Genomic DNA, 1,640 nt, shown 5'->3' with positions numbered 1-1,640 from the left:
TCTACCAGGGCGTTTCCGCATTTGAACACTTTCCTGCGGGGGACCTGGCAAGCTTCCTCGGGCTCCGCCCTGCGGGATCTCGCTTAGCCCCTTCTCCCGCGGGAGTCTCGCCGTTTCCCCGCCATCCCAGCTATTTTTTGATGAACGGTCCCTTATACAGGAGTTAGAATGTTTAGTCAGAAATCCTGTTATTACAGGGCTCGTGCATGGAACGACGACCTAAAAAAGAATCGTTTCCGTTATACGAAACAAACGCAAGGAGGTCATGGAAATTGCGAGACTCCTGTGGGATAAACATGATCGGTGAGATCCCGGAAGACGAAGTCTGAGGAAGCTCACCACATGCCCACGGAAAGCGAGTGATTTCCAGGACCTCCTAATTCTGCCCCAAGAAAAGGATACAGTCTGACAACCCTCTCGGAATTAAGTCTTCCACAATCCTGCACTTATGCTGAATAAAAGATAACTCCTTCTTCCATCATTCTCAAGATTCCATACACTTCTAATTTCTTCATCGCATATAGTACTGGTAACTGAAGAAACAGGAGGAGGTACAAATGCCATCTTTCATCAACATATACAGCATAAAAATTAACAGTATTGCTAGCAATGGCTCATTTAACATTGGTGATGCATTCCACAACTCACCAACGGCAAACACCAAATCCCAAGGTCAGAACTCATCTTATGGAGACGTATCCCCGACCAGCTCAGGAATGGAAAATGTATTTATTGATCCAGATTTGAATGATATGGGAGAAATTGCAAACCCGACCAACACGAATTCGGCTCAATCCTAATTGTTAAGGGAAGGACAGTGATAAAATGCCTTTTTTAATAAACATTCTTAATATGAAAACGAACGGAGTAACACAGAACGGTAACATTGACATCGGAGCGACTGTTCATAACAGTCACACGGCAAATACCAAGTTGAACGGAGCGAATTTCTCATTAGGAGATTTGTCTCTGACTGGTTCATGTATGTCGACTGGAGTGTTCGACAGTGACGTGAGTGATCAGGACCAAATCGCTAACCCGTCTCTACCGTGGACCAATCAACTTTAAGGAATCCATGCCTGAAACCCTATAGCAAAATTCTTAGTAGGAGGAGAATTTTATGGACATGGACCGTTTGAAAGAATGGTTGAAAATTGCAAATCAATATCAAAGTGGAGACTTCTGGAATCATGTCTTTGACCAGGAGTCTAACCATCCATTTGCAGAGGATCAAGTAAAGGAAGAAGTAAAAAGCGACCTATTTGATGTAAAAGACTATCCGAAAACAGACATTTTTATGACGGAAACCCACGTTGTTGTTTTTATAGAACTTCCAGGAGTGGAAAAGGAGAATATCCACTTATCTAGTTCTGGAACCAAACTGTACGTCACGGTTCATGTTCTGCCTTCTATTACGGATGCCATTACCGTACAGGCAGAAAGGGTTTATGGAGAACACCAGCGTGCCATTGATTTACCCCATTCTGTGGAAGGGAAATACATTCACACCTCTTTTTCAAACGGGTTGATGGTATTGAGTTATGAGAAAAGCAGGGAAGAGCTGAAAGATATTATTATTGAGTAGAGATCCCACATACACTTATTTTAGGGGGAGGTGATGACACAAAATGAAAAAAAAG

Annotated in this window: 3 protein-coding genes; all 3 read left to right on the top strand. The window is 42.9% G+C overall.

What is annotated here, in order from left to right; translation table 11 throughout:
- The first annotated feature begins 557 nt into the window (after window positions 1–557).
- The 3 genes from LD39_RS19755 to LD39_RS19745 are packed head-to-tail and all read left to right on the top strand — an operon-like array spanning window position 558 to window position 1,585.
- Window positions 558–800 (top strand): spore germination protein, encoded by a 243-nt coding sequence (locus LD39_RS19755; RefSeq protein ID WP_035552426.1) that lies wholly within the window; start codon window positions 558–560, stop codon window positions 798–800.
- A gap of 25 nt (window positions 801–825) precedes the next feature.
- Window positions 826–1,068, top strand: coding sequence for a spore germination protein (locus LD39_RS19750; RefSeq protein WP_035552424.1), 243 nt, complete (start codon window positions 826–828; stop codon window positions 1,066–1,068).
- A gap of 52 nt (window positions 1,069–1,120) precedes the next feature.
- Window positions 1,121–1,585, top strand: a complete 465-nt coding sequence (locus LD39_RS19745; RefSeq protein ID WP_035552422.1) for an Hsp20/alpha crystallin family protein — start codon at window positions 1,121–1,123, stop codon at window positions 1,583–1,585.
- Window positions 1,586–1,640: the final 55 nt, after the last annotated feature.

The organism is Halobacillus sp. BBL2006, from assembly GCF_000786645.1.
GTDB lineage: Bacteria > Bacillota > Bacilli > Bacillales > Halobacillaceae > Halobacillus.
Note: the sequence above shows the minus strand (reverse complement) of the source record. Positions and strands in the feature narration are given on the sequence as shown.

What these genes read in the sequence shown, in the direction of transcription:
- LD39_RS19755 (WP_035552426.1), top strand. Translation starts at nt 558, where the DNA reads ATGCCATCTTTCATCAACATATACAGCATAAAAATTAACAGTATTGCT.
- LD39_RS19750 (WP_035552424.1), top strand. Translation starts at nt 826, where the DNA reads ATGCCTTTTTTAATAAACATTCTTAATATGAAAACGAACGGAGTAACA.
- LD39_RS19745 (WP_035552422.1), top strand. Translation starts at nt 1,121, where the DNA reads ATGGACATGGACCGTTTGAAAGAATGGTTGAAAATTGCAAATCAATAT.